Raw genomic sequence first — 17,820 nt, forward strand, 5'->3', positions numbered from 1 at the left:
AGATGGAAAAAGACAAAATACAACATAGTATCAATAAAGAAGAATCCGTTATAACCATCAAAGGATTGTATAAATCCTTTGGCGAACTGGACGTTTTAAAAGGCATTGACTTAAACATCTACAGAGGCGAAAATATAGCCGTTTTGGGCAAATCCGGCTCTGGTAAATCAGTATTAATCAAAATTATTGCGGGTTTATTAAAACCTGACAAAGGAGAAGTAACCGTATTAGGAAAAAAAATTACTGAATTAAATGGGAAAGAATTAGATGAACTGCGGCTACGCATTGGCTTTTCATTTCAAAGCAGTGCTTTATATGACAGTATGGATGTCTATCAAAATCTGGCATTTCCATTAACTATGAATGTAAAACACCTCACTCGAAAACAGGTAGATTATGCAGTAGAAGAGGCATTGGATGCAGTGGGTTTAAAAGATAAAATAAACGAACTTCCTGCAGACCTTTCCGGAGGACAGCGCAAAAGAATAGGCATAGCCCGTACTTTGATTTTAAAACCCGAAATAATGTTGTATGACGAACCTACATCAGGTTTAGATCCAATTACGTGTGCTGAAATCAATACGCTTATTATCGCGGTACAACAGCAATATAAAACCAGCTCCGTTATTATTACCCATGATCTTACCTGTGCAAAAAATACCTGTGACCGCATTGCCATGCTAATCGATGGTACGTTTTCGAAAGTAGGAACATTTGAAGCCGTTTTAAGCACAGATAATGAACAGGTCAAACAGTTTTTCGCTTATAACTTTATACAGTAAACCATGAATGAATCACCAAATAAACGCGCTGTAATTGTAGGTCTTTTTATTTTTTTAGGATTAGTATTTCTAATAGTTGGGATTCTAATGGTAGGCAATTTGCATGAAACCTTCAAAAAGAAAATGGAGCTGGTTGCGCTGTTCGATAATGTAAATGGACTGCAAAAAGGCGACAATGTTTGGTTTTCAGGTGTAAAAATAGGAACGGTAGGCACTATAAATATCGATAGGAAAACGCATGTTTTGGTGAGCTTAGAAGTGGAAAAAAAAGCACAAGATTATATTCGCAAAGATGCGAAGGCTAAAATAAGTACCGATGGACTCATAGGAAATAAAGTCATCGTTATTTATGGAGGCACTCCGCAATTCAATGCTGTCAAAGAAGGAGATACTTTAGCGGTTGAGAATTCATTTTCTACAGAGAATATTTTGAATACTTTACAGAAAAACAATGAAAATCTGTTGGCAATCACAACTGATTTTAAAACAATCAGCAAAAAGCTAACCACAAGTGAAGGAACCGTTGGAAAATTACTGAACGACAACACCTTGTACAACAATGTAAATTCAGCGACAGTATCACTTAATGATGCTTCCACAAAAGCAAAGCAACTAATCAGTTCCCTGAATGATTTTAGTTCTAAACTAAATAACAAAGGAACTCTTGCCAATGAATTAGTAACCGATACAATCGTTTATAGTTCGATAAAAAAATCAGTTTTGCAATTACATCGAATTACTGAAACTGCTAATTTATTTGTGAATAATCTCAAAGAAGCAGGCAATAATCGCAACACTGCTATCGGTGTTTTGTTAAACGATGAGGAATCAGGAGCTAATTTAAAAAAGACCATAAAAAATCTGGAAAGCAGTTCTGAAAAACTAGATGAAGATCTTGAGGCGGTCAGACATAACTTTTTATTGAAAGGCTATTTTAAAAAGAAAAACAAGGAAGCTAAAAAGAATGCGATGGAAAAATAAAATGTGAGAATCTTGTAAATTCTTTAAAAAGTTATGTAACATTTCCTCTTCCCCCACTTCTCATCTTTGCAATATGAATTTTTCAGTGTTGATCTCTCGTGAATTTAAAAACGCAAAGACAAGAATTTAGAAATTTATCGCTATTAAAAACACTATTTTAACGTAAATAAAATTCAGAAAATATGAAACCACAAATTGGAATTACGGAAGAACATTTAAAAAAAAGCACTACGATTCTTTCTTCAGTTTTAGCAAATGAAATGACGCTATATATCAAGTTAAGAAAATTTCATTGGAATATATCAGGCGAAAGTTTTATGGAACTTCATAAATTATTTGAAGGCCAATACAGACAATTAGAAGAATCAATCGATGAAATTGCGGAGCGTATCGGCAAATTAGGCGGAAAAACTATTGGAACAATGAAAGAGTTTTCGGATATCACAATACTTAAAGAATCTCCAAATCAGTATCCTCCTCAAAAAGACATGCTGACAGAATTATTAGAAGATCATGAAACGGTTATTGTTCATTTACGAAAAGATATTGACCTAAGTGCGCAACAAAATAAAGATGCCGGAACTGCTGACTTCCTAACAGGTTTAATGGAATTACATGAAACAATGTCCTGGACTTTAAGAAGATATTTAGAATAATTTAAATTAAAAAATTAACCCCAAATAAAATGGAAAAATCAGAAAACGAAATTTACTCAGGCTCTAAGAGTTATTGTAAAGTTGGTAAAATTACAGCAAAAAAATATTTTGAAGAAGATAAATCAATATCAGAAACTGACTTTGAGAAATTTGATGAAGACCTCTCTTGCGTGATGCTTTAGTCATTTACTTCATTCAAATTCTTACGCTTTTTTTGAATATTTAAATTAGAACTATTATAAAAACATATTCCTAGCCTCACTCCCAGAGCGGTTAGAAAATTAGTTTTTTAATAGTTCTTTTTTTGAACTAAAAACACAAAAATCAAAATGTGGGAATCATGAAACTTATTGACAAAGTTCTATAACAATATACGATTCCATCTTAATCACCTTTGTATTAATTAATAAAAACAATAATTAAAATGAAAAAAATCCTACTACTTTGTACTTGTTTAGCATTTACAATAGCCTCAAAAGCACAGACTGAAGACAAAAAATGGAATATCGGTCTTCATAGTGGTATCACACAATACCAAGGGGATCTTGGTAATAATTTTTACAAAACGGATAAAGCGTTTTATGGTTTTGGCGGTATATCTCTATCGAGGTATTTAGGCCGTTATTTTGATTTAAATTTTCTGGCTTCAAAAGGAACAATTGGTTACAATAGTCTTTCAGGAAGTTTCAAGAGTGATTTCAATTCAGTAGCATTAAATTTAAGATTTAATATGACTGGACCAGAATCTATAGTAAGACCTTATGCATTTGTAGGAGTTGGCGCTATGTTATTTGATAAAGATTTAAATTTTGACCAAGATAGAATTGATTATGCCTTACCTACTGCAGGGGGTGGATTAAATTTCAGATTGAGTCCTGGAATCATGCTTAATCTACAAGAAACCTTCAGTTTTTCAAATAAAGACAGAAGAGATGGCGTTATTGCAGGCAAAAAAGACGCTTACTTATCACACATGGCTGGTTTGACTTTCAATTTTGGGGACAAAAAAGATGCTGATAATGATGGCGTTTCGGATCGTAATGATACTTGTCCTGGAACTCCGGTTGGTGTTTCAGTAGATGCAAATGGATGCCCTTTAGATAATGACAAAGATGGTGTGGCCGATTATTTAGACGGCTGTCCGAATGTCGCAGGAACTGCTGCCTTAAATGGTTGTCCTGATACTGATAATGATGGCGTTACTGATAGCAACGATAAATGTCCTGATACTAAAATGGGAACTAAAGTTGATGCCACAGGTTGTCCAATGGATAATGATAAAGATGGAGTAACAAATGATTTAGACCGTTGTCCAGATGTTGCAGGTCCATTAAGTTTAAATGGATGTCCTGATTCTGACGGTGATGGCGTAGCTGATAAGGATGACCGTTGTCCTACTGTTAAAGGAACTATCGAAAATAAAGGATGTCCTGAAATTACTAAACAAGACATACAAAGAATTACCTATTTAGGTAGTAAAATTTTCTTCGAAAACAATAGTGAAAAATTAAAAGTTGCTTCCTTAGTTCAATTGGACGAATTAGTAAACTTAATTAATAAATATCAAGCTTCTAACTTGGTAATCGAAGGACATGCCGATAGCAATGGTAGCGATGCATTCAATTTAGAATTATCTCAAAAACGTACCGAATCCGTTAAAAATTATTTAATGGAAAAAGGTATTGCAGCCTCTAGATTGACAGCGATAGGTTATGGTGAAAGCAAACCAATTGCCAGTAACAAAACTGCTTTAGGTCGTGCCAAAAATAGAAGAGTAGAGTTGAAAATGAACTACTAAAGAATATAAGATTAGGTTGGGTTTTTTTGGTTAGGTAAGGGCTGTTGGTGACAACGGCCCTTTTTTGTGTCCAGAAATTAAAGGTGTTGGCTTTTTGGATAATTATAACATTCTCACCATTTTAAAAACTGTGAATAGTACAACAAATTAGAGAAGTTGTATAACACATTTAATCGATAAGAAACCGATCTTTATATTTCTTTGTGAACAATATGTATACTTAAAAACATTATTTTTACTTAAGAATTATTAAAATAATCTTTTCACACCATTTTACGATGATAGCAGTAAAAAAAGAAGGTATTATAATTCAAAAAACGCTACTCAATTTTGAAAATGAAGGTGTCCTAAATCCTGCATCAATAAAAGAAGGAAATACGGTGCATCTTTTTTACAGGGCGGTGAGCAATGGCAATTTTTCGAGTATTGGTTACAGCAAATTAGATAGACCACTTACTGTTGAAAATCGAAGTGACACGCCCATTATTATTTCTGAATTTGATTATGAATCTCATGGTGTTGAAGATCCGCGCATTGTAAAAATTGATGATTTATATTACCTTACCTATACAGCCTATGATGGTACAAATGCATTGGGCGCTTTAGCATTATCCAAAGATTTAATCGAATGGGAAAAGCAGGGTGTTATAGTGGCCCAAATAACCTATCACGAATTCGTTAAACTCTCCGAAGCTAATGAACCAAAAAGCGAAAAATATTTTCGTTATAACCGGCAGAAAGGGGTTCGAAAAAAAGACGGAGAAAAAGTGCTCCTTTGGGATAAAAATTTAATTTTCTTTCCGAGAAGAATTAATGGAATGCTGTATTTTTTACATCGAATTAAACCCGATATCCAAATCGTTGTTGCAGTAAATGAATTAGTGGAACTCACTCCTGAATTTTGGAAAAATTATTATATTGGTTTTGAAGACACTATTGTTTTAGCACCACAATATGACCATGAATCAAGCTATACCGGAGGAGGCTGCCCTCCTATTGAAACGGAATTGGGTCGGATATTAATTTATCATGGTGTAGAAGATACCATAAAAGGCTTTGTTTATTCAGCTTGTGCATCATTACTTGACTTACATGATCCCCAGAAAGAAATCGCACGATTGCCCTATCCCCTGTTTAAACCTGAACTAAGTTGGGAATTAAAAGGAGAAGTGAATAATGTATGTTTCCCTTCCGGTACTGCTTTATTTGGAGATACGCTGTACATCTATTATGGTGCCGCAGATGAGCGTGTAGGCTGTGCCTCACTTAAGCAGTCAGAATTACTTAAAGAATTAATGCTAAACACAATAAATAATGATAAATAAAATCATCGTTAAGCGCCAAAATATGCAATCAGTTAGTATTCCAAAAAAAAAGTATGGGAACGAGTTAAATAACGTACTGCCTTCAGATACAAAAAATGAATTGCCTGAAATTTTATTTATTACAACATATCCTCCAAGAGAATGCGGTATTGCGACCTATTCCCAGGATTTGATTAAAGCACTGAATAATAAATTCAAGAATTCTTTTAAAATAAAAATCTGTCCTTTGGAATCGAATAATGAGCAACATGCTTATACCGATGCTTTACAATACATCCTCAATACAGATCATTCTAATGCCTTTATCAATTTGGCAGATCAAATCGATACCGATGCTAATTTACAAATGGTGTTGATTCAGCATGAATTTGGATTATTTAAAAACAATGAAGCCGATTTAAAACAGTTTCTAAAAGTACTTCAAAAACCTGTTATCATTGTTTTTCATACCGTATTACCAGGACCTAATCCATCCTTAGAAGCAAATGTTCAAGAAATAGCCCGAGAAGCACATGCTGTTGTTGTAATGACGAATTCAGCTGCAGAGCTATTAGTCAGAGATTATGGTGTTGCAAGAGATAAAATAACAATAATTCAGCACGGAACCCATTTGGTTCCGCATTCTGATAAAGAGGAATTGAAAATCAAATACAAATTAAAAGGAAAAAAAGTTCTAACGACTTTTGGATTATTAAGCTCCGGAAAAAGCATAGAAACTACTTTAGAAGCATTGCCTGAAATAGTAAAAAAGAATAAAGATGTACTGTTTTTAATTATTGGAAAAACCCATCCTTCTGTAGTAAAAGAAGAAGGCGAAAAATACCGTCTGATGCTTCAAGCTAAGATTGAAGATTTACAACTGCAGAAACATGTTCAATTTGTAAATCATTTTCTGCCTTTACCCGATCTTTTAGAATATTTACAGCTCACGGATATTTACTTATTTACTTCCAATGATCCTAATCAAGCAGTAAGCGGAACCTTTTCGTATGCTATTAGTTGTGGTTGCCCAATTATTTCAACCCCAATTCCCCACGCACGTGAAGTACTGATGCATGATGTCGGCATTATTATTGATTTTGGCAATCCTAAACAATTAGCTGAAAAAACAAATGTGCTATTGCTTGATGAGCGGTTGCGAAAAAACATGGGTTCAAACGGGTTGCATAGAATAGCGCCTACCGCTTGGGAAAATGCGGCAATTGCTCATGCCATGCTATTTGAAAAAATTGCAGAAGAAAACTTGAGCTTGCATTATAAACTTCCAAAGATCAATCTGGATCATATAAAAAAGCTAACCACTCCTTTTGGAATGATTCAGTTTTCGATCATTAATCAACCGGATATTGATTCGGGATACACTTTAGATGATAATGCCAGAGCCATGGTAGCCATGTGCCAACATTATGAATTGACAAAGAACAAAGAAGATTTAAAATACATCCGAATTTATTTCGATTTTATAAAATATTGCTTGCAAAGGGACGGATACTTTTTGAATTATGTAAATGAAGAACACCATTTTACGGCACAAAATAATGCTACAAACCTGGAAGATTCTAATGGGAGAGCGATTTGGGCTTTGGGCTATCTAAATTCAATTGGTTCTATTCTTCCCATTGAACTAGCGAAAGAGGCTGATGTTACCATGCAACAGGCCTTATTAAAAATGCTTGAAATTCATTCCACACGAGCGATGGCTTTCATAATCAAAGGAGTATATTATTACAATACGAAAAGAGTGTCAGAGCAAAACATTTCTATAATTAAAAAACTAGCCAACAGGCTGGTACAAATGTATAAACACGAAGCGGAAAAGAACTGGAACTGGTTTGAAAGTTATCTTACGTACGGTAACAGTATTTTACCCGAAGCGATGCTTTGTGCCTGGTTAGCTACAGAAAAATTAATTTATAAGAAAATTGCAAAAACATCTTTTGACTTTCTTCTTTCTAAAATTTTTATAGAAAACAGGATTCAGGTAATTTCCAATAAAGGATGGCTTGACAAAGAAAATCAATTGACACAGTGTCCTATCGGCGGTGAACAACCCATTGATGTTGCTTATACTATTCTTGCCTTAAGCAAATTTGCTGCTGTATTTAAAAAGGAGCAATACCGCCAAAAAATGGAAACCGCATTTAATTGGTTTTTGGGAAACAATCATTTACAACAGATTATTTACAATCCTTGTACCGGTGGATGTTATGATGGACTGGAAGAGGATTCTATAAATCTAAACCAAGGTGCGGAGTCAACAGTGAGCTATTTGATGGCACGATTAACAATAGAAAAATCTTTAAAAAAAGAGAAAAAAACATTCCTAAACATATTGGAAATGCAAATAAGTTGACAAAATTTCCTTCATTCAAAATGGATCTTACCCATTAATATCATTTGCAAATATGTAAATTATATAATTTTTACCTAAAGTTGCATAATGATTTTTAGGAATAAATTGCTGACCTTTAGCGAATTGTAATTATTATAATTAGCTAATCAGTATAATCTAAAAAAGTCATTATGAGAACAACAAAAAAATTAGGCATTTGGATGGATCATTCCATTGCTCACTTAATGGAATTTACATCAAAGCATTTTGAAATTGAGACTATTGAATCAAAGTTTACAAATGAACAGAAAAATAAACGTTTAGCGCAGCGCGAAAGCCTACGGTACAGTAAAGAGAAACGACAGCTTTTTGATTATTACAAAAAAATAGGTGAAGCTATTAAAAATTATAAGCGAGTAATTCTTTTTGGCCCTACAGATGCAAAAATCGAGCTGTTTGATCTTTTGAGTGAAGATGAACGCTTTTTAAAAATTAAATTTGAAATTAAAAATACCGATCAAATGACCGAGAATCAGCAACATCAGTTTGTAAAAGAATATTTCTCAAGAGCCTGATCACCTTTTTAAAAATTTTAAACATAACCCTTTTAAATAAAACAAAAATGCAAACAAGAACCATAGGAATAATTATGACTGCAATCGGAATACTAATGCTGTTATATAATAGCTTCAATTATGTAACTACCGAAAAAGTAGTTGACTTAGGTCCAATCCAAATAAATAAGGAAGTAAATCATCCGCTAGAATGGTCGCCTATCGTAGGTATTGTACTTGCAGTGGTTGGCGTTATTTTGATTCTGCGCAAAAACAAGTAATTCACCTTATGATTAAACAAAAAAAAACGTGAATAATATAATTTTTTTATAAAGTTATGTAACACTTTTTGTTTCCTTTCTGCCCACCTTTACTATCTCTAACTTAAATGAATAAGAATAGCGAATCAATAATCTAAAAAATTAACAAAATGAATATAGATAAATCAATTGAACTGCTAAATACACTCATCGAAATTAATAACGACAGAATTGAAGTATATGTAAATGCTTCAAAGGCGACAGAGAAATATGGCTTAAAAAAAATATTTTCTGAATTTCAACAGACCAGTCAAAAATGCAAATTGGAACTGATAAAAGAAATTGAAAAATTAGGAGGGATTCCAATTGTCAGAACTAAAATTAATGGTTTCATTAATTTTTGGATTACTATAAAGACCTTATTTATTTGCAAAGATTGTAAGGACGTAATAAATACCTGTGAATCCAATGAGCATAAAGCGGAGCAACAGTATAATAACATATTAATTCATAAATTTGAAAACCTAAGTTTTGACCAACAGATTATGCTACGAAAGCAATATCTTTTAATCAATTCAGACAACAATAAAGTCCGGGTTTTGAGAGATATTTTAGTAGAAAATAAATATTTTCATTAAATAATAATTTTAAATTCACTAAAGCTCTTTTGAAACGGTGCACACAAATAGATGCTGTTTTTTTCAAGCACCAAAGATTCTTTTCAGAACCTAACCCTCATAAAAAAATTGGTTTGTCAAACCAAAAATTGAATTCTACCTCCTACACCACCCTCTTGCTTCCGGCAGCCTAAAAATCATGAATACCATGAGTATAATTTTGTTCTACTCAAAAATCGATCAACCATATACCATTCATCTCAATTAACACATACTATTTTGATTATTTATTTAAAAAATATTTTTAACGATATTGGCAAAGTGACGTTGTTTGCAGCACAATTTTTTCGTGAAGTTTTTAAACCTCCTTACGAAATGAGAGCGTTTATTAAGCAATGCTATTTAATTGGTTACAAATCTTTGCCCTTAGTGACTATAACTGGTTTTATAATGGGATTAGTATTGACGCTCCAGTCAAGGCCAACCTTGGCAAAATTTGGGGCCGAATCCTGGTTACCGGGTATGGTAGCACTTTCCTTGATCAGAGAAATTGCACCCGTAATCACAGCCCTAATTTGCGCTGGAAAAATTTCTTCCGGAATTGGCGCAGAGTTAGGCTCTATGAAAGTAACAGAACAAATTGATGCCATGGAAGTTGCAGCGATCAATCCTTTCAAATACTTAGTAATTACACGGATTTTGGCTACAACGCTTATGGTTCCGGTTTTAGTGATTTTCGCCGATGGTATTGGAATTTTTGGAGGATATATAGGCGTAAATATGCACAATGATGTTAACCTGACCCGATATAGCTCACAAGTTTTTGAATCGCTGACTTTTTTAGATATTATACCAGCTACTATTAAAACATTTTTCTTTGGATTTTTTATCGGAATGATTGGGTGTTACAAAGGTTACACTGCTGAAAACGGAACAGAGAGCGTAGGTTTAGCGGCAAACTCAGCGGTAGTCACGGCGTCACTTACTATATTTATTATAGACATGCTTGCGGTACAATTAACTGATTTATTCTTCTAGAAATGATATACGAAAAAATAAATATAGCTGCTGATAAAGCGACAACTGAAAACGCTCCTATTATAGAAATAAAGGATTTGCATAAAACTTTTGGGGACAATGAAGTATTAAAAGGTGTTAATCTCTGCGTCAATAAAGGGGAGAATTTAGTAGTGTTAGGTAAGTCAGGATCAGGCAAATCAATAACGATAAAATGCATAGTAGGATTAGTAATTGCCGATAAAGGCGAAATAAATGTCTTCGACACCGATATTACCAAAATAGATACTATTGAACTCAACGAAATCAGGGTAAGGATTGGATTTCTTTTTCAAAATGCGGCTTTATATGACTCGATGAGTGTTAAGGAAAATCTCGGTTTTACTTTAAAAAGACATGTAAAGGGTTTGTCAAAACAAGAATTAGGAGACCAAATCGTAGCAGTATTGGAAAGCGTCGGTTTAGCTGAAGCCATAGATAAAATGCCTTCAGAATTATCAGGAGGTATGCGAAAAAGAGTTGGACTTGCAAGAACACTTATTTTAAAACCTGAAATAATATTGTATGATGAACCTACAACTGGCTTAGACACCATTACATCCCGAGAAATAAGCGAATTGATATTGGATCTCCAGAAAAAAAATAAAACGAGTTCCATCATCATTACTCATGATATGGCGTGCGCAAAACACACTAGTGACCGGGTAGTGATTTTAAAAGACGGTGTAATTCATGCTGAAGGCAGTTATGAAACATTAGAGAAAAGTGACGACCAATGGGTGCGTTCCTTTTTTATATAAAAAAATGAATTAAAAAAAATAAATCAAAAATTATGAATAAAGAATCTGGGTTCCAATGGAAATTGGGAATGTTTGTTATAATCGGATTAGTGCTTTTTGTCGCTACCATATATTTCGTAGGAAAACAAAAAAATCTATTCGGTTCAACATTTCATCTAAAATCAAACTTTAGATCCGTAAGTGGTCTTGAGGTCGGAAATAATGTACGCTTTTCAGGAATCAATATAGGTACTGTAAGCGAAATCGAATTAATCACAGACTCTTCTGTGGTTGTGAATATTGTAATAAAAGATGAGGTTCGCAAGTTTATTAAAACAGATGCAATAGCCAGTATTGGCTCGGATGGTTTAATGGGTGATAAAGTATTGACCATTTCTCCGGGAATTAAATCCACGAAAATTGTTGAAGACAATGACATTATTGCTTCAAGAAGACCTATTGATATGGAAGATGTCATGAGCAGTGTGAAAAAAAGCGTAGATAATGCCGGCATTATTACTGCTGAACTTGCAAAATTTAGTTCCAACATGAACAGCGGAAATGGTATGGTATCCAAATTGATGACCGACAAAGAGTTTGCTAATACCATAACACACACGCTTGCGAACTTGGAACACAGTTCCAATGAATTTGCCAATTTCACTACCAAAATGAATAGTGGAAAGGGTGCTTTATCGAAATTGGTCACCGATGAAAAAATGGGACGAACGATCGATTCAACCTTAACTAATGTCAAAACAGGAACAGAGGGACTCAACGACGTTATAGAAGCTGCGAAACATAATTTTTTATTGAGAGGCTATTTTAATAAAAAGAAAAAAGAAGAAGATAAAAAACTGGGGGAGCTAGATAATCAGCAAGAATTGGAAATGAAGAAAGAATTAAAAATTATTGATGAAAATGAAGCCAAAAAATAATGTTACCAATAACATTAATAGTAAAATAAAATAGCTATGGAAAAACATATCATTAAAGTAAAATCGATAAAAAACATAACACATGATGTAGTACAAATTGTCGCAACTAAGCCTGAAAATTATGTCTTTTCTCCAGGCCAAGCCACTGAAATTTCAATAAATAAAATGGGCTGGAAGGATAAAAAAAATCCTTTTACTTTTACCAGTTTGCCTGAGAATGATTATCTGGAGTTTACCATAAAAACATATCCTTCACACAAAGGTGTAACCAATGAACTTTTGAAACTAAAAAAAGATGATGAATTGATTGTACACGAAGTCTTTGGCTATATTACTTATAAAGGCGAAGGGGTATTTATCGCTGGTGGCGCAGGGATTACCCCTTTTATATCTATTTTCAGAGATCTCCAATCAAAAAAAAAAATAGGAAACAACACCCTTATTTTCGCAAATAAAACGAAAGCCGACATAATATTAGAGTCTGAATTCAAAAATATATTAGGTATTAATTTTATTAATATTTTGTCTGACGAAAAACTGGAGGGATATGCGCACGGACAAATCACAAAGGATTTCATTAAAATTAACACTGATACACGCGATAAACTATTTTATATATGTGGACCACCGCCGATGATGGAAGCAATAGAGAGGCAATTGATAGACTTAAATGTCAGTAAAAAATCAATAGTTAAAGAAAAATTTTAAAACATAAGAAAACACTTCGTTTTTAAAGTGTGAATCCTACAACTTTATACTAAAATTATGTAACATTTCGTTTTATAGTCCCTATTATCTTTACATAATTAATAAATATTTTATAATCTTAAAAAAAATGAAAATGAAAAAAATGAAAATTATTCTGTCTCTCATCATGCTTGGATTTTTAATAATTTCATGTAACAATGATGATACTAAATCAAGTTATCCCTATGCTGTAAGAATGACTGATGCCCCAGGCCCATATGACAAAGTAAATGTAGACATACAAGGTGTAGAAGTAACTGGAGATGCTGGACAAACAGTTGCGCTAAATGTGCATAAAGGTATTTATAACTTACTTGATTTTTCAAATGGAGTGAATACGCTAATTGCTACTGATTCGCTGGAAATTTCTAAAGTTAAGCAAATTAGACTTATACTAGGAACAAATAATACAGTAGTAATTAATAACGTAAGTTATCCTTTGAGCACACCAAGTGCCGATCAATCAGGATTAAAACTTCAGGTACACCAAACGCTTCAACAAGGAATATTGTATAGTGTCCTGCTTGATTTTGATGCAAACAAATCTATTGTTAGCACAGGAAACGGAGCTTATAAATTGAAACCGGTTATCCGAACAATTGAAGCTGCGATAAGTGGTTCCATAAAAGGTAAAATTAGTCCTGCTGGTAGTTTGGCTGTAGTTACGGCTGTTGATATTCTTACCAATTTATCTTATTCAACCAACGTAAATGCAAGTGGCGAATTTTTAGTTATGGGACTTCCTTCAGGGACGTATAACGTAACGGTTACGCCTGTGTTGCCTTTAGCGCCAGTGACTAAAAGCACTATTGTAGTAACAACAGGTAATACAACTGATTTAGGAACTCTAATTCTTCTATAAAAGAGTACCGTTTTCTATTAAAAATTAAGTGGTTTATCAGAAGAAAATAAAAAATTAAACTATTTAGAAGCATCCTTTCATTGAGCGATACTTTTAATAGTTTAATTTTTTTTAGTATTCAAAAAAAGCCATAATTAAATCAACTAAAAAATAATATTATGGAAACCGAAAAAGAGCTTAATGATGCTATCCAAAAAATGACTTTAAAAATACGAAATGAATATCCTGAACTATTAAAATATTTAGTGGAAATGCCAGTGACAATACCGGATAGTAATCATCCTGGAATTGATATTAAAATATTGAAAGATTATTACGAATCACTGGATTCAATACTAAAGAAATATGCTCCAAATCATATAGCAATAGAAAATAAATAATATTCATTTATTAAAACACTTTTAATCCCATTAAAATTATTATTTTTAATAAATGAATCTAAAAGAACTTCTTCATGATAAAGATATACAGCAATTTAGAGCAACTTTTTGAAAAACTAACCTCAATTGCAACAACTATACTTGGTAATTCAATTACATTTATTATTGCACTGTGTTTGGTTCTTTGGTGGTGGATCAACAATCTATTTACAACCCGGGACGTACATCAAATCATTGGAGATATTATTTTTGGAGTAACTTTTTTAAGTTTATTTATTATTCAAAAATCATTTAACCGATTTTCGGCTTCACTCCATTTAAAAGTAAATGAGCTGGTTTCATCCCATGAACCAGCCAGCAATGCCGTTTTAAACGCCGATGTAAAAACAGAAAAAGAAATTACTGAACTTTCAAAAGAATATAGCGAATTAGCTGAAAAAATAAAAGAATTAGACGAAGAAATATAATCAGTACTCATTTTAAAACGATTTATCCCAAAACAAACCTGTGAATAATATAAGTCTTCGCTAAAATTCTATAAGTCACTTTGACGTCAATTCCCTCAACTTTGTAAAGTGATGAATATTTTTTCAACACTTAAATAAAAAAGCAATGAATAGTACAGAACTTGAAGGAAATTGGGAAGAGCAAAAAGGAAAATTAAAACAAAAATTTGCTGCTCTGACTGAAAATGATTTGCTTTTTAAAGAAGGTATGAAAGATGAAATGATCGGAAAACTTCAAATAAAATTAGGTAAAACCAAAGAGGACTTACTTAAAATTATTAAAAACCTGTAAATGACTGTATTTAAAGGTCTGCTTTTATTTACCTCTATTTTCATTAAAAACACCTTGTTTAACACCTTTATAATTCAAACCAGCACAACCAGGACACTCTGATTATGCTGGTTTTGAATTATAAAACAGTGAGAAAAAACGTTTAACACTTTCAAAAAATAAAACAAAACACATATGAAAAAAACAATCTATACACTTGCTCTAACGACATTTATGGCAGGAACAGTATTAGTAGGATGTCAGACTTCCACTAAAAAAGAAGAAATAGCTAAAGATAAAATAGCTAATGCTCGAGAAGATGTACAGGAGGCCACAGAAGAATTGATCGATGCCAGAAAAGAAGCAACTGCCGAAGAGTGGAAAGCATTCAAAGACCAAACTAATGCAACAATCAGTGAAAATGAAATGCGCATCGTTGATTTGAAAGCCAAAATGAAAAAAACCGGAAATTCAATTGATGTGGTGTATGCAAAAAAAGTAGCCGAACTGGAACAAAAAAATAAGGATATCAAATTTAAAGTTGAAACCTATAAAAATGACAGAAACAGCGATTGGCAATCTTTTAAACGCGAATACAACCATGACATGGACGAATTGGGTGATGCTTTAAGAGACATTACTGTTGACAATAAAAAGTAATACAAAATTATAATTTAAAAAGGCGCGTTTTTATAACGCGCCTTTTTTGTTAAAGCTCTTTTATAATATAAACTACCTGATAAAAAACACATTAGAATGAATAGGTGTGAATAATATAAGTTTTAGAAAAAGTATTGTAACACTTTTCTTCTATATCATTCTCACCTTTGTAAAGTATAAAATCTACACTAAATTAAAATCTAATAAAAAAAATAATGAAAAAATCAAAATCAATAATTTATGCCTCGCTAGTATTGACTTTTATGGCTTTTAACAGCTCTAAGGCACAAGAAAGCGGAACAAAATTTGGTATAAAAGGAGGTGTAAACTTCTCCAATTTATACACTGATAATGTGGATGACAATAATGTGCTAACCGGATTTAACGTGGGTCTGTATGCTAAAGTACCGCTTGCAAATAACATCTCTTTACAACCTGAAATCGCTTATACTGGAAAAGGAGCGGAACTAGTTTATAATAACGCCTTAGTAAGCGGAACTGCACAATTTAAATTAGATTATATCGAAGTGCCTCTTTTATTGGTAGTAAATGTTACAAAGAATTTCAATATTCACGCCGGTCCTTACGCTGCGTATTTAATTAGTGGTAAAACGACTGACAAGTCTGATAATGGCAATTATAACTTCGAAGATAATATTAATACCGATGACTTCAACAGATTTGATGCAGGTCTTGCCGGAGGTGTTGGTCTGGATTTCGAACCTGTTAGTTTTGGGGTACGTTACAATTATGGATTAACTAAAATTGGAAAAGATAATTCATCAAACGGCTTTACTTCTCCGGATGCTAAAAACAGTGTATTGAGTTTCTATGCCGCCTTTTCATTCTAATTAATAAAAAACAACAGAATAAATTAAATATAAGTTAAAAAATATTTTTACACATTACAAAACACTGTAAAACTGTATTTTATGATTTATTTTATTTCTAACTTTACTACACTTATCTTAAATAACTAATCATTAAAAATAAAAATCATGAGCAATCTCCTTTACACAATCGCAGTAATTTTAATCATTTTTTGGGCAATCGGATTCTTTGCATTCAGTGCAGGATCAATAATACATGTACTTCTTGTCATAGCGGTTATAGCTATTTTATTGAGACTTATTCAAGGAAGAAGATTATAAAAAAACAATAGCATTTAAACAATAAAAAAAAAATTATGAAAACAGATAAAGTAATATTAGGCGTTTTAGGTGGTCTTGCAGCTGGTGCAATATTAGGAATTATGTTAGCTCCGGACAAAGGCGACAAAACAAGAAAAAAAATTATGGATAAAAGTAACGACTATGCTGATGAGTTGAAAGACAAATTGGATACGTTATTAGGCACCATAAACAAAAAATACGAAAAAATTTGGAGTGAAGGTGAAAACATAATCGCTTCAGGAAAATCCAAATTGTATGACGCAAAAAACGAAGGCGAAAATTTAATCGCTGAAGGCAAAACAAAATTTTATGATGCAAAAAACGAAATTAAAAATACAAGTATCTAAAAAGATGCTTCACTATTAAAATTTCAATTGTAAGTACGATTAAAAAATTAAATCATGGACAACTTTACAGCATCAATAGAAACGCTTTTTGAAAGAGCAGAGGACTATACGAGAACAAGCGCCGAGCTGGTTAAGCTCAAAGCCATAGATAAGTCAGCGGATGTTTTATCTTCTCTGCTCTCCAGGTTAACCGTAGCTATTTTTGCTGTTATGTTTGTTCTATTATTAAATATTGGCCTTTCCATATGGATAGGAGAAATAATAGGAAAACCTTATTTGGGCTTTTTTATTGTATCAAGCGTTTATCTGGTAATTTCAATTACACTATATTCTTTTAAAGACCAATGGATTAAAATTCCGATCAGTAATTTTATTATAACCAAACTGCTTAAAAAAAAATAGTATGAAAAAGATAAACCAAACCGACTTACTTGATGAAACGATTCTCTATTTAGAAAACAGGCAGGCTTTAGAATTATATGCTTTAAAGGAACAGTTTGAATTAACTTATGAAAGTTTAAAGCCTTTAAACCTAATCAAAAGTGCTTTTACTGAAATGACTACTTCACCAAATTTAAAAGGGAACATCATTAACAATATTGTAGGAATGGCAACAGGTTACTTAACAAAAAAAGTTTTGGTAGGATCAACCCATAATCCATTCAAAAAAATAATAGGAACACTATTGCAATTTATCATAACGAATGTGGCTACCAAACATTCCGATACTCTAAAATCTTAAAATCTCCAATTCATAGTAATTGCAAATTAAATTCTGGTAATAAATAATTTAGTTTTTTTTATAATCAGACTGAAAACTATTAATTACTTTTAAC

Annotated in this window: 24 protein-coding genes; all 24 read left to right on the forward strand. The window is 32.6% G+C overall.

The features are described 5' to 3' along the window. Positions 1 to 2 precede the first annotated feature (2 nt). Positions 3 to 782 (forward strand): ABC transporter ATP-binding protein, encoded by a 780-nt coding sequence (locus ACNQGH_RS11260; protein ID WP_417956106.1) that lies wholly within the window; start codon positions 3 to 5, stop codon positions 780 to 782. Positions 783 to 785: 3 nt separating this feature from the next. Beyond that, positions 786 to 1,763: an MlaD family protein gene (locus ACNQGH_RS11265; RefSeq protein WP_417956107.1), complete on the forward strand. Its 978-nt coding sequence runs from the start codon at positions 786 to 788 to the stop codon at positions 1,761 to 1,763. A gap of 182 nt (positions 1,764 to 1,945) precedes the next feature. Next, on the forward strand, positions 1,946 to 2,419 hold the full coding sequence (locus ACNQGH_RS11270) for a Dps family protein (protein ID WP_417956108.1): 474 nt from the start codon (positions 1,946 to 1,948) through the stop codon (positions 2,417 to 2,419). A gap of 29 nt (positions 2,420 to 2,448) precedes the next feature. Beyond that, positions 2,449 to 2,601, forward strand: coding sequence for a hypothetical protein (locus ACNQGH_RS11275; protein ID WP_417956109.1), 153 nt, complete (start codon positions 2,449 to 2,451; stop codon positions 2,599 to 2,601). A 242-nt stretch (positions 2,602 to 2,843) separates the two neighbouring features. Further along, positions 2,844 to 4,217, forward strand: coding sequence for an OmpA family protein (locus tag ACNQGH_RS11280; protein ID WP_417956110.1), 1,374 nt, complete (start codon positions 2,844 to 2,846; stop codon positions 4,215 to 4,217). 278 nt (positions 4,218 to 4,495) lie between these two features. Then, positions 4,496 to 5,542, forward strand: coding sequence for a glycoside hydrolase family 130 protein (locus tag ACNQGH_RS11285; RefSeq protein ID WP_417956111.1), 1,047 nt, complete (start codon positions 4,496 to 4,498; stop codon positions 5,540 to 5,542). Next, positions 5,532 to 7,895 carry a glycosyltransferase gene (locus ACNQGH_RS11290; RefSeq protein ID WP_417956112.1) on the forward strand — a complete coding sequence of 788 codons (2,364 nt, stop codon included), beginning with the start codon at positions 5,532 to 5,534 and terminating at the stop codon, positions 7,893 to 7,895. Before ACNQGH_RS11285 ends, ACNQGH_RS11290 begins: the two co-directional genes overlap by 11 nt. 170 nt (positions 7,896 to 8,065) lie before the next feature. After that, complete coding sequence (locus ACNQGH_RS11295; protein ID WP_417956113.1) at positions 8,066 to 8,449, forward strand: hypothetical protein; 384 nt, start codon at positions 8,066 to 8,068, stop codon at positions 8,447 to 8,449. 47 nt (positions 8,450 to 8,496) lie between these two features. Beyond that, the gene (locus ACNQGH_RS11300) at positions 8,497 to 8,709 is read left to right on the forward strand and encodes a YidH family protein (protein WP_417956114.1); all 213 of its coding nucleotides are present in this window, start codon (positions 8,497 to 8,499) and stop codon (positions 8,707 to 8,709) included. Between the two features lie 149 nt (positions 8,710 to 8,858). Continuing rightward, positions 8,859 to 9,326, forward strand: a complete 468-nt coding sequence (locus ACNQGH_RS11305) for a PA2169 family four-helix-bundle protein (RefSeq protein WP_417956115.1) — start codon at positions 8,859 to 8,861, stop codon at positions 9,324 to 9,326. A 258-nt stretch (positions 9,327 to 9,584) separates the two neighbouring features. Then, a complete protein-coding gene (locus ACNQGH_RS11310) occupies positions 9,585 to 10,343 on the forward strand; it encodes an MlaE family ABC transporter permease (protein ID WP_417956116.1) in 759 nt (252 codons plus the stop codon). Between the two features lie 2 nt (positions 10,344 to 10,345). Next, positions 10,346 to 11,122, forward strand: a complete 777-nt coding sequence (locus tag ACNQGH_RS11315) for an ABC transporter ATP-binding protein (RefSeq protein ID WP_417956117.1) — start codon at positions 10,346 to 10,348, stop codon at positions 11,120 to 11,122. Positions 11,123 to 11,154: 32 nt separating this feature from the next. Then, a complete protein-coding gene (locus ACNQGH_RS11320; protein WP_417956118.1) occupies positions 11,155 to 12,039 on the forward strand; it encodes an MlaD family protein in 885 nt (294 codons plus the stop codon). Between the two features lie 36 nt (positions 12,040 to 12,075). After that, the gene (locus ACNQGH_RS11325) at positions 12,076 to 12,747 is read left to right on the forward strand and encodes a ferredoxin reductase domain-containing protein (protein ID WP_417956119.1); all 672 of its coding nucleotides are present in this window, start codon (positions 12,076 to 12,078) and stop codon (positions 12,745 to 12,747) included. A gap of 133 nt (positions 12,748 to 12,880) precedes the next feature. Continuing rightward, entirely contained in the window at positions 12,881 to 13,648 is a 768-nt protein-coding gene (locus ACNQGH_RS11330; protein ID WP_417956120.1) for a DUF4382 domain-containing protein, read from the forward strand. A gap of 158 nt (positions 13,649 to 13,806) precedes the next feature. Beyond that, entirely contained in the window at positions 13,807 to 14,028 is a 222-nt protein-coding gene (locus ACNQGH_RS11335) for a hypothetical protein (protein ID WP_417956121.1), read from the forward strand. Between the two features lie 74 nt (positions 14,029 to 14,102). Then, positions 14,103 to 14,495: a low affinity iron permease family protein gene (locus ACNQGH_RS11340; protein WP_417956122.1), complete on the forward strand. Its 393-nt coding sequence runs from the start codon at positions 14,103 to 14,105 to the stop codon at positions 14,493 to 14,495. Positions 14,496 to 14,640: 145 nt separating this feature from the next. Next, a complete protein-coding gene (locus ACNQGH_RS11345; RefSeq protein ID WP_417956123.1) occupies positions 14,641 to 14,826 on the forward strand; it encodes a CsbD family protein in 186 nt (61 codons plus the stop codon). Positions 14,827 to 15,000: 174 nt separating this feature from the next. Next, positions 15,001 to 15,465 carry a sll1863 family stress response protein gene (locus tag ACNQGH_RS11350; RefSeq protein WP_417956124.1) on the forward strand — a complete coding sequence of 155 codons (465 nt, stop codon included), beginning with the start codon at positions 15,001 to 15,003 and terminating at the stop codon, positions 15,463 to 15,465. A 215-nt stretch (positions 15,466 to 15,680) separates the two neighbouring features. Then, positions 15,681 to 16,316: a porin family protein gene (locus tag ACNQGH_RS11355; protein ID WP_417956125.1), complete on the forward strand. Its 636-nt coding sequence runs from the start codon at positions 15,681 to 15,683 to the stop codon at positions 16,314 to 16,316. 147 nt (positions 16,317 to 16,463) lie between these two features. After that, positions 16,464 to 16,616, forward strand: a complete 153-nt coding sequence (locus tag ACNQGH_RS11360; protein WP_417956126.1) for a lmo0937 family membrane protein — start codon at positions 16,464 to 16,466, stop codon at positions 16,614 to 16,616. Positions 16,617 to 16,651: 35 nt separating this feature from the next. Continuing rightward, positions 16,652 to 16,984, forward strand: coding sequence for a YtxH domain-containing protein (locus ACNQGH_RS11365; RefSeq protein WP_417956127.1), 333 nt, complete (start codon positions 16,652 to 16,654; stop codon positions 16,982 to 16,984). Between the two features lie 54 nt (positions 16,985 to 17,038). Further along, positions 17,039 to 17,386 carry a zinc ribbon domain-containing protein gene (locus ACNQGH_RS11370; protein ID WP_417956128.1) on the forward strand — a complete coding sequence of 116 codons (348 nt, stop codon included), beginning with the start codon at positions 17,039 to 17,041 and terminating at the stop codon, positions 17,384 to 17,386. 1 nt (position 17,387) lies between these two features. After that, positions 17,388 to 17,726 (forward strand): hypothetical protein, encoded by a 339-nt coding sequence (locus tag ACNQGH_RS11375; RefSeq protein ID WP_417956129.1) that lies wholly within the window; start codon positions 17,388 to 17,390, stop codon positions 17,724 to 17,726. Positions 17,727 to 17,820 lie beyond the last annotated feature (94 nt).

Source organism: Flavobacterium kochi, from assembly GCF_048286715.1.
Lineage (GTDB): Bacteria > Bacteroidota > Bacteroidia > Flavobacteriales > Flavobacteriaceae > Flavobacterium.

Excerpts from the sequence above, each read along its gene's own strand:
- ACNQGH_RS11260 (WP_417956106.1), top strand. The coding sequence starts at position 3 with ATGGAAAAAGACAAAATACAACATAGTATCAATAAAGAAGAATCCGTT.
- ACNQGH_RS11365 (WP_417956127.1), top strand. The coding sequence starts at position 16,652 with ATGAAAACAGATAAAGTAATATTAGGCGTTTTAGGTGGTCTTGCAGCT.
- ACNQGH_RS11325 (WP_417956119.1), top strand. The coding sequence starts at position 12,076 with ATGGAAAAACATATCATTAAAGTAAAATCGATAAAAAACATAACACAT.
- ACNQGH_RS11285 (WP_417956111.1), top strand. The coding sequence starts at position 4,496 with ATGATAGCAGTAAAAAAAGAAGGTATTATAATTCAAAAAACGCTACTC.
- ACNQGH_RS11290 (WP_417956112.1), top strand. The coding sequence starts at position 5,532 with ATGATAAATAAAATCATCGTTAAGCGCCAAAATATGCAATCAGTTAGT.
- ACNQGH_RS11315 (WP_417956117.1), top strand. The coding sequence starts at position 10,346 with ATGATATACGAAAAAATAAATATAGCTGCTGATAAAGCGACAACTGAA.
- ACNQGH_RS11340 (WP_417956122.1), top strand. The coding sequence starts at position 14,103 with ATGATAAAGATATACAGCAATTTAGAGCAACTTTTTGAAAAACTAACC.
- ACNQGH_RS11375 (WP_417956129.1), top strand. The coding sequence starts at position 17,388 with ATGAAAAAGATAAACCAAACCGACTTACTTGATGAAACGATTCTCTAT.
- ACNQGH_RS11300 (WP_417956114.1), top strand. The coding sequence starts at position 8,497 with ATGCAAACAAGAACCATAGGAATAATTATGACTGCAATCGGAATACTA.
- ACNQGH_RS11360 (WP_417956126.1), top strand. The coding sequence starts at position 16,464 with ATGAGCAATCTCCTTTACACAATCGCAGTAATTTTAATCATTTTTTGG.
- ACNQGH_RS11295 (WP_417956113.1), top strand. The coding sequence starts at position 8,066 with ATGAGAACAACAAAAAAATTAGGCATTTGGATGGATCATTCCATTGCT.
- ACNQGH_RS11275 (WP_417956109.1), top strand. The coding sequence starts at position 2,449 with ATGGAAAAATCAGAAAACGAAATTTACTCAGGCTCTAAGAGTTATTGT.
- ACNQGH_RS11265 (WP_417956107.1), top strand. The coding sequence starts at position 786 with ATGAATGAATCACCAAATAAACGCGCTGTAATTGTAGGTCTTTTTATT.
- ACNQGH_RS11280 (WP_417956110.1), top strand. The coding sequence starts at position 2,844 with ATGAAAAAAATCCTACTACTTTGTACTTGTTTAGCATTTACAATAGCC.
- ACNQGH_RS11370 (WP_417956128.1), top strand. The coding sequence starts at position 17,039 with ATGGACAACTTTACAGCATCAATAGAAACGCTTTTTGAAAGAGCAGAG.
- ACNQGH_RS11345 (WP_417956123.1), top strand. The coding sequence starts at position 14,641 with ATGAATAGTACAGAACTTGAAGGAAATTGGGAAGAGCAAAAAGGAAAA.
- ACNQGH_RS11335 (WP_417956121.1), top strand. The coding sequence starts at position 13,807 with ATGGAAACCGAAAAAGAGCTTAATGATGCTATCCAAAAAATGACTTTA.
- ACNQGH_RS11305 (WP_417956115.1), top strand. The coding sequence starts at position 8,859 with ATGAATATAGATAAATCAATTGAACTGCTAAATACACTCATCGAAATT.
- ACNQGH_RS11350 (WP_417956124.1), top strand. The coding sequence starts at position 15,001 with ATGAAAAAAACAATCTATACACTTGCTCTAACGACATTTATGGCAGGA.
- ACNQGH_RS11320 (WP_417956118.1), top strand. The coding sequence starts at position 11,155 with ATGAATAAAGAATCTGGGTTCCAATGGAAATTGGGAATGTTTGTTATA.
- ACNQGH_RS11330 (WP_417956120.1), top strand. The coding sequence starts at position 12,881 with ATGAAAAAAATGAAAATTATTCTGTCTCTCATCATGCTTGGATTTTTA.
- ACNQGH_RS11270 (WP_417956108.1), top strand. The coding sequence starts at position 1,946 with ATGAAACCACAAATTGGAATTACGGAAGAACATTTAAAAAAAAGCACT.
- ACNQGH_RS11355 (WP_417956125.1), top strand. The coding sequence starts at position 15,681 with ATGAAAAAATCAAAATCAATAATTTATGCCTCGCTAGTATTGACTTTT.